The 7,498-nt window shown below is 69.1% G+C and carries 4 protein-coding genes; 1 reads left to right on the forward strand and 3 read right to left on the reverse strand.

All coding sequences use genetic code 11. The annotated features are described in order from the left end of the window. Positions 1 to 33 precede the first annotated feature (33 nt). Together ACIBK1_RS36495 and ACIBK1_RS36500 are read right to left on the reverse strand one after the other, a co-directional pair. Entirely contained in the window at positions 34 to 1,509 is a 1,476-nt protein-coding gene (locus ACIBK1_RS36495) for an arabinofuranosidase catalytic domain-containing protein (protein WP_396740204.1), read from the reverse strand. A 55-nt stretch (positions 1,510 to 1,564) separates the two neighbouring features. Continuing rightward, the gene (locus ACIBK1_RS36500; RefSeq protein WP_030512580.1) at positions 1,565 to 3,181 is read right to left on the reverse strand and encodes a cellulose binding domain-containing protein; all 1,617 of its coding nucleotides are present in this window, start codon (positions 3,179 to 3,181) and stop codon (positions 1,565 to 1,567) included. A gap of 828 nt (positions 3,182 to 4,009) precedes the next feature. On the opposite strand from ACIBK1_RS36500, the gene ACIBK1_RS36505 reads away from it, so the two are divergent. After that, positions 4,010 to 5,464, forward strand: coding sequence for an arabinofuranosidase catalytic domain-containing protein (locus ACIBK1_RS36505; RefSeq protein ID WP_396740206.1), 1,455 nt, complete (start codon positions 4,010 to 4,012; stop codon positions 5,462 to 5,464). A gap of 122 nt (positions 5,465 to 5,586) precedes the next feature. Here ACIBK1_RS36505 and ACIBK1_RS36510 read toward each other — a convergent pair whose 3' ends face one another. Beyond that, entirely contained in the window at positions 5,587 to 7,257 is a 1,671-nt protein-coding gene (locus ACIBK1_RS36510; protein ID WP_396740208.1) for an immunoglobulin-like domain-containing protein, read from the reverse strand. Between the last annotated feature and the right edge of the window lie 241 nt (positions 7,258 to 7,498).

Genomic DNA, 7,498 nt, shown 5'->3' on the forward strand with positions numbered 1-7,498 from the left:
GGGGAGGCCCGATCCCTCGTTGTCGTCGCCGGTCTACCTGTATCCGGCGGCGACGATGTTGGCCTGCACCTCGTTCTCGGTGGCCGCGGTCGGGTAGCCGGACGTCATGACGCCTTCGTAGAAGGTGCCGGCGGAGCCGTGGCTGTTGTCGCCGCCGATGCCGAGGATGATGGCGCCCTCCTTCTTCATCGGGTTGTAGCCCGAGGCGTTGGGCCGCTTGCCGTCGTAGAAGGTCGACAGACCGCCCGACTGGGCGTTGCCGGCCCGGATCGCCCAGTGGTTGGGCTCACCCTTGACGATGGCGGTCAGGTAGCGGTGGTTCACGCTCGGGTCGTTGGCGTTGTAACCGGGGTTCACCCCGGAGAACAGGCCGTTCTCCAGGTCGGCCATGACCCAGGGGCCGTTGCCCGTGCCGTAGCCCCACACCTTGATGTTGCCGAAGTAGATGGCCTCCATCGTGCCGTTGCCGTTGTCGCGGCTGTTGGTCTCGGCGTTGCCGTAGTCGAAGCAGCAGCCGCCGTTGTAGTGGGTGCCGTCGAATACCGCGTACATGCCCTCCGGCTGGTCGCCCCTGGCGACGCCGTTGGTGGCGTTGTTGCGGTAGCCGACGCCGGGGTCGACGTAGACGCCGTACGCCTTGTGGCCGTAGACCGTGGTCGGCGCCTTGGTGGCGGTCGCGAGGTTGTCGTAGCCGCCCGCGGCCGGGCCGGAGAACCCGCCGGGAGGCGCCTGGGTGAGGTGGTTGTTCCGGCCGGACTGGTCGTAGATCTTGGTGATGAGGCAGGTGGTGTTCGCGCAGAACGCGTCCTGCGCGGCGCCGTCGGCGGCGCCGCCCGTGCTCAGCACGCCGATGTCGCGCGTGGTGTTGTCGGAGGAGCGGCGCACCTGGTAGAGCGAGCCGTTGTAGTTCGCGTACAGGGCCCGGGTCGTGCTGTGCGCCGCCACGCACGGCGTGCCGCCCGCGGCGTAGATGTCACACGGCTGCCTGGACGACGGCGGCGAGGGAGACGCGGAGGGCGAGACGCTGGGGGAGGCTGTGGGGGAGGCGGTGGGGGAGGTGCCGGGCGACGGGGAGGTGACGCCGCCGGTGCAGGTCACGCCGTTGAGGGCGAAGCTCGACGGCGCCGGGTTGGAGCCGTTGAACGCTCCGTTGAACCCGAAGCTGGTGCTGCCGCCGCTGGGGATGGCGCCGTTGTAGGAAACGTTGGTGACCGTGACCTGGGAGCCTGACTGGGTGTAGGTGCCGTTCCACAGCTGGGTGATGGTCTGCCCGGCGGAGAACGACCAGGTCAGCTTCCAGCCGTTGACCGGGTCACCGAGGTTGTCGATGCTCACGTTCGTGCCGAAGCCGCCCGGCCACTGGTTGGTGACCGTATAGGTCACCTTGCATCCGGACGCGGCCGCCGACGCGGCGTGCGTACCGGCCACACCGACGCCGGCCGTCAACAGCGCGGCGACGGCGGCGGCCGACAGCCTCAACCGCCGGTGGAAGGAGCTGACATGTCGCACAGGTGTTTCCCCAATCTGTGAGTGGCCGATTCGTGAGTCACGGCATCCCGCTCGGTCACGGGCTCGTGCAGGTCACGCCGGTGGGGGCGATCGAGCCGTCGCCCTCGGCGGTGAATCCGAACGTCGTCGACCCGTTGCCGGCGACGGTGCCGTTGTAGGGGGCGTTCCTGACGGTGATCGCGCCGCTGGTGCCGGTGTTCACGCCGTTCCACAGGCTCGTGACGGTCTGCCCGCCGGCCAGGGTCATCGTCACGGTCCAGCCGTTGAGCGCGGCCGATCCGGTGTTGCCGACGGTCACCTCGCTCTGGAAGCCGCCGCCCCAGTTGTTGACGAGCCGGTACGTCGCCGTGCACCCGCCGGGTCGCCCGCTCGGCGACGGCGTGGGGGACGGCGTGGGGGACGGAGACGGTGTGAGGGACGGCGACGGCGTGGGAGTCGGTGAAGGGGTCGCGCCGCCGCTGACCCGATAGACGACGGTGCCATGCGACGGCACACTCGCCGAGATGGTGCCGGTGCTGCCGCTGACGGCGTTCGTCCACGCGTCGCGCAGGGTGAAGGAACCGCCGGACAGCCCGATCGCGGACGCGGTGGTGCTGATCGTGGTGGTGCTGCCGCCCTGGTTGAACAGGGCGACCGCGACGTCGCCGTTGGCGAGCTTCTTGGCCAGCACGCGCCGGGTCCCGTCATTGCTGATCTGGCGGGCCTGGAGACCGAGCGGGTCCTGGTTGACGGCGATGAGGTTCTGGTTCTTCAGGATCGCCGCCGTCGCCGAGTCCATGCCGCGCAGATCGTTTCCGGCGATCAGGGGTGAGGCCATCATCGCCCAGAGGGCGAAGTGACTGCGCATCTCGGTGTCGGTCATGCCGCCCCGGCCGACCTCCATCATGTCCGGGTCGTTGAACGCTCCCGGTCTCGCGTACGACGCGAGTGGGACGGTGACGTTGACGATGTTCTGGATGCCCATCGGATAGCCGTTGGTCTGACCGGTGTCCCACTTGTTGGTGATGTCCTCGGTCGTCCGCCACATGTTGGCGACGTCGCCCCAGTCGCGCTGCGGCCCCGTCTTCGCGTGGATGCTGTTGGGGTTGATGCTGTAGACGATCGGCCGCCCGGTCGCCGCCAGCGCGTCACGCATCTTCGCGAACGTACGGACCTGGTCGTCGATGCTGCCGTTGGGCGAGCACCAGTCGTACTTCAGGTAGTCCACGCCCCAGGCGGCGAACTGCCGGGCGTCCTGGACCTCGTGTCCCTGGCTGCCGGTCGCGCCCGGGTAGCCGCCGAAGTACTGCGCGCAGGTCTTGTCCACCGGCACCTGGTAGATGCCGAACTTCAGCCCCTTGGCGTGCAGGTAGTCGCCGAGCGCCTTCATCCCGCTGGGGAATCGCGAGGGGTTGCCCTGGAGGTTCCCCGCGGAGTCGCGGGTGGGGTTGAACCAGCAGTCGTCGACCACGACGTACGTATAGCCCAGGTCGCGCAGGCCGGAGCCGACGATGGTGTCGGCCATCTGCTTGATCAACGTCTCGTTGATATTGCAGCCGAACGTGTTCCAGCTGTTCCAGCCCATGGGCGGCGTGCGGGCCACGCCGTTCTCCAGGGCGTCGGCCGGGTGCTGCAGGGCGATCGGGGCGCCTGCGAGAACGACCGCGGCGAGTAGAACTCCCAGTTTCCGCACGGATCCTCCTTTGGTGAGCTACGGACGCATGGCGAATGACGAGGATCAAGGGCTCGTGCAGGTGGCGGTGGGCGTGGCCGCGGGCAACGCGGTGCGGAACCATGCGGACGTGTTCATGCGCACTCCAGGGGGGACACGGCGACCACGCCGCGCACGGTGATGCCGGTTGCGGGGAACTGAGGCCGGCCGGCGCTCCATCGACGTTCACGAGAGCGAAAGCCGGATCTGGTGAATTCGCCGGCCCGACGCCTCCGCGGATGCGGCGCTCACGGCGCCGTAACCGGGAACCCTGCCGCGCACCACCGACCCCGGCAGGAGTCCGCTTCGGGACTCAGTGTGGAAACCTCGACGAAACCTGTCAAGGCATCACGAAAAAGTTTCGTAGAGGCACGAGGGAGACGGTTCCCGCTGCCTGCGCTGATCGGCGATAGGAATAATGAACGTTCCGCAAGTCCGTCGTAGAACGTTCTATCGGTCTGCGACCGGGCCTCCGAAGCCGAGAACGTTATGGCGGCACGGCGGTGAAAATTTCACCACCCGAACCTGACGAGGGACCGGCCCCCGCCGTGATGGGGAGCAGGTGGGGCGGGCCGCCGGCCGTCCGAAGGCGGGCGCGGAGAAGGCGCGGCCCTTGACGAGGCTCCCTCGCGTCGTATTTGCTCCGGCGCACCACCACCACACATGCTCCGACAGAGAAGGACAGACTCCGCCAATCAATTGTTAGCGTTAACAGCACGACCCGCCCTCTCCGCCCGCTCGTGAGAGCTCCGAGCCGCCCGTGCTGTCGCCGACCACATGAAAGTCGTGAAACGAACCCCGGGAGTACGGATGAAGGTCCCTCGCCTGCGGCCCTGGCTTGCCATCGGGCTCGTCGCCGTGGCCGGCGCAGTCGGTGCGCTGACCGCGCCCGCCGCGCATGCGGCCACGGGCTGCCGCGTGGACTACTCGGTGACGAACCAGTGGCCGGGTGGCTTCGGCGCGAACGTGAGCATCGACAACCTCGGTGACCCGGTCAACGGCTGGAAGCTGACCTGGTCGTTCTCCGCCGGGCAGACCATCACCCAGCTGTGGAACGGCACCTATACCCAGTCCGGCTCGCAGGTCACGGTCACCAACGCCTCCTACAACGGCGCCATCCCCAGCGGCGGCAGCACCAGCTTCGGGTTCAACGGAGCGTTCAACGGCTCCAACCCGGCGCCGTCGAGCTTCGCCCTCAACGGCGTGACCTGCACCGGCGGCGTCACCGGTTCACCCAGCCCCAGCCCGTCCGCGAGTCCCTCCGCGAACGCTTCCCCGAGTCCTTCGGCCAGCCCGTCAACCACACCGGTGGCGAGCAAGCCGTGCGACATCTACGCCTCCGGGGGCACGCCGTGCGTGGCCGCGCACAGCACGACACGGGCGCTCTTCCGCTCCTACAGCGGCAACCTGTACCAGGTGCGGCGCTCCTCCGACAACGCGACCAGGAACATCGGCGTGCTGACCGCGGGCGGCATCGCCAACGCGGCGGCGCAGGACTCCTTCTGCGCCGGCACCACCTGCGTCATCACGGTCGTGTACGACCAGTCCGGGCACGGCAACGACGTCGCCTACCAGGGACCCGGCGGTGCCGGCGGCAGGGACACCCCCGCGACGGCGACATCCGAGTCGCTGACGGTCGGCGGCGGGAAGGCCTACTCCCTGTACATCAAGCCCGGCAACAGCTACTGGCGGGACGGTCACCTGACCGGCGTGCCAACCGGCAGCGCGCCCGAGGGCATGTACATGATCACCAGCGGCACCCACGTCAACAGCGGCTGCTGCTTCGACTACGGCAACAGCGAGACGACCAGGAAGGCCGACGGGGCCGGCGCGATGGACGCCATCTACTTCGGCACGAGCTGCTGGTTCGGCGGCTGCTCCGGCTCCGGCCCGTGGGTGCAGGCCGACCTCGAATACGGTCTCTACCCCGGTGGCAGCTCGTCGTGGAACCCCAACCAGAGGGCGTTCACCAGCAAGTTCGTCACCGCGATGCTGAAGAACAACGGCACGTCGCGCTTCGCCATCAAGGGCGGCAACGCGCAGTCCGGCGCGATGACCACGCTGTGGGACGGCGCGCTTCCCCGCGGCTACAGCCCGATGAGGAAGCAGGGCGCGATCATCCTGGGCAGCGGCGGCGACTGCTGTGCCACCAACACCAACCTGAGCCAGGGCACCTTCTACGAGGGAGCCATCGTCTCGGGTTACCCGTCCGATGCCACCGAGAACGCGGTCCAGGCCGACGTCACCGCCGCCGGCTACCGCTGATCGAGAACGGGGCGGTGCTCGAGCAGGCGGCGGACCCCGGCCGGTCACGGCCGGCCGGGGTGAGCGGCGGGGGTGAGCGGCCGGTCGTGACCGGATGGCCGGTTCGAGGATGACGCGGCGGCCTAAGGCTTCGAGCCGGACGCCTCCACGACGTGGACCTGGAACGAGGCGGTCTCCCTCGTGCCTGTCACCGTGTAGGAGACCGTCACGGTTTGCGTCCCGGGGACGGCCGGGTCGTATCCGGACACGGAGTATCCGCCGTACCCCTCCGCCAGGACCTCGTCGTTCACGCCGTCGGTGTAGTCCGCCGTGACCACGAGGCCGGTCAGATCGAGGGACTGACCGACGGCGTAGACGGTCGTGGCCGGCGGCGTCCTCACCGAAACCGACGACAGGTCCGCGCAGCGCAGGGCGGCGTGTTCCGCCTGGGTCAGCGCGAAGACGTGCCCGTGGCGGATCACTCCGTCCGCGAGGGCGTAGCCCGGCGTCTCCCAGGTGACGGGCGTCCACTCGCCGGACGCGAGGTCCTTGCCCCAGTAAGGGCTGAGCTGCTCCTCCATGTAGTCCCCCGCGGGTGCGCCGGCCCACATCTGGTCCGCCCACAGGTAGTAGCCCTTCCCGCGTACGTCGCCGGGGTTCGCCTTGACGACCATCGGCGCCTCGGCGTACGTGGTGTTCATCGCGTCGTGGGTGATGCAGCCCCTGACGAGCTCCCAGTCCTCGGGCGGCGCGAGCACGGACGCCGCCCGCTCCTGGTAGATGTCCTCAGAGGCGCATCCGGCTACGTACGCGGTGACCCCGACGCCGGTGGAGACGCGGTCGGTGACGAACCGGTGGTACGACCCGTCCGCGTCGTCCCGGATGATGACGGCGTCGAGCGTCCCGTGGCCGGGCCTGCCACTCATCACCTTCGCCGGAGTGAACGTCACGAAGTCGCGCGTCGTGGCGTAGAGGGTCTGGTTCCTCGTCAGCGGATAGCGGCCGTTCGGGTCGTCGCGGTCAGACGTGTAGTACGTCCCGGGTGGATACATGGACGACGTCCAGTAGACGACGTAGGCCCCGATCGTCTCGTCCCAGATCGCCTCCGGAGCGAACGCCATCCCCGCCTCGTCCGGGGCCACCCGGACGTGCCGTTGCTCCGACCAGGTCCGCAGGTCACGCGACTCCCAGATTTCGATGCAGCGACTGGCGTCGCTCTGTGCCCAGTCCCAGCCCTTCCACCCGTACGCCGTGCCGTCGACGTTCAGATCGGTGGCGACGAGGTAGAACATGTCCCCCTCAGGCGACCGGACGATCGACGGGTCGCGCACGGCGTGCATGCCCTTGGTGGACTGGAGGACCATCTGCCCGTTGTCGACCGCCACCCACCGGGTCGGGTCGTCGCCGACGCTCGTGGCCATGTAGATCTGCTGCCCCGCGCGGCTGTTCGACCTGGCGAAGTTCACCATCCCATACCGCGAGAACGGGGCGAGCTTCACCGCGGGCCGCACCGTCAGGAGGAACGCACGGCGCGCCTCGACGGCGTCGACGGTGACGCGCGCCGTCAGGGTCACCGTGGCCGGGCCGGCCCCGGCCGGTGGGCGCTTCACCACGCCCGCCGCGATCGCACCGTCCGCTTGGTCGGACACGATGTCCGGGTTCGACGAGGTCCACCGCACCACCGCGTCCGGCGCCGCCGCCACGGTCGTCGGCAGGGTCACGTTCCCCCGCACGTCGTCGGCGTTGGGAATCGCGATCCGCGCCAGGGCCTGCTCCGCGCGCCCGGCCGCCGCGGCGCCTTCCACGTGTGCCACCTGACCGTCTCCCCTCACAGGCTCACGGCCGCGAGCGCCGTCGTCGGCGCCGCGGCATGCCGTCGCCGCCGGTCTGTCGTCACCACTGCCAGTCTCCGTGGAAGATTCGCCGTCCGCCTGGGCAGGCGGATGTTCAGGTTCCGAGGGGGGTGCCGCGGCTGTTGAGGATGATCAGTTTTTCGATGCGGCGGCGGCGTCGGATGCTGGTGAGGCGGAGGGTGAGGACGGCGATGACGAGCAG

This window comes from Microbispora rosea, assembly GCF_044460045.1.
GTDB lineage: Bacteria > Actinomycetota > Actinomycetes > Streptosporangiales > Streptosporangiaceae > Microbispora > Microbispora rosea.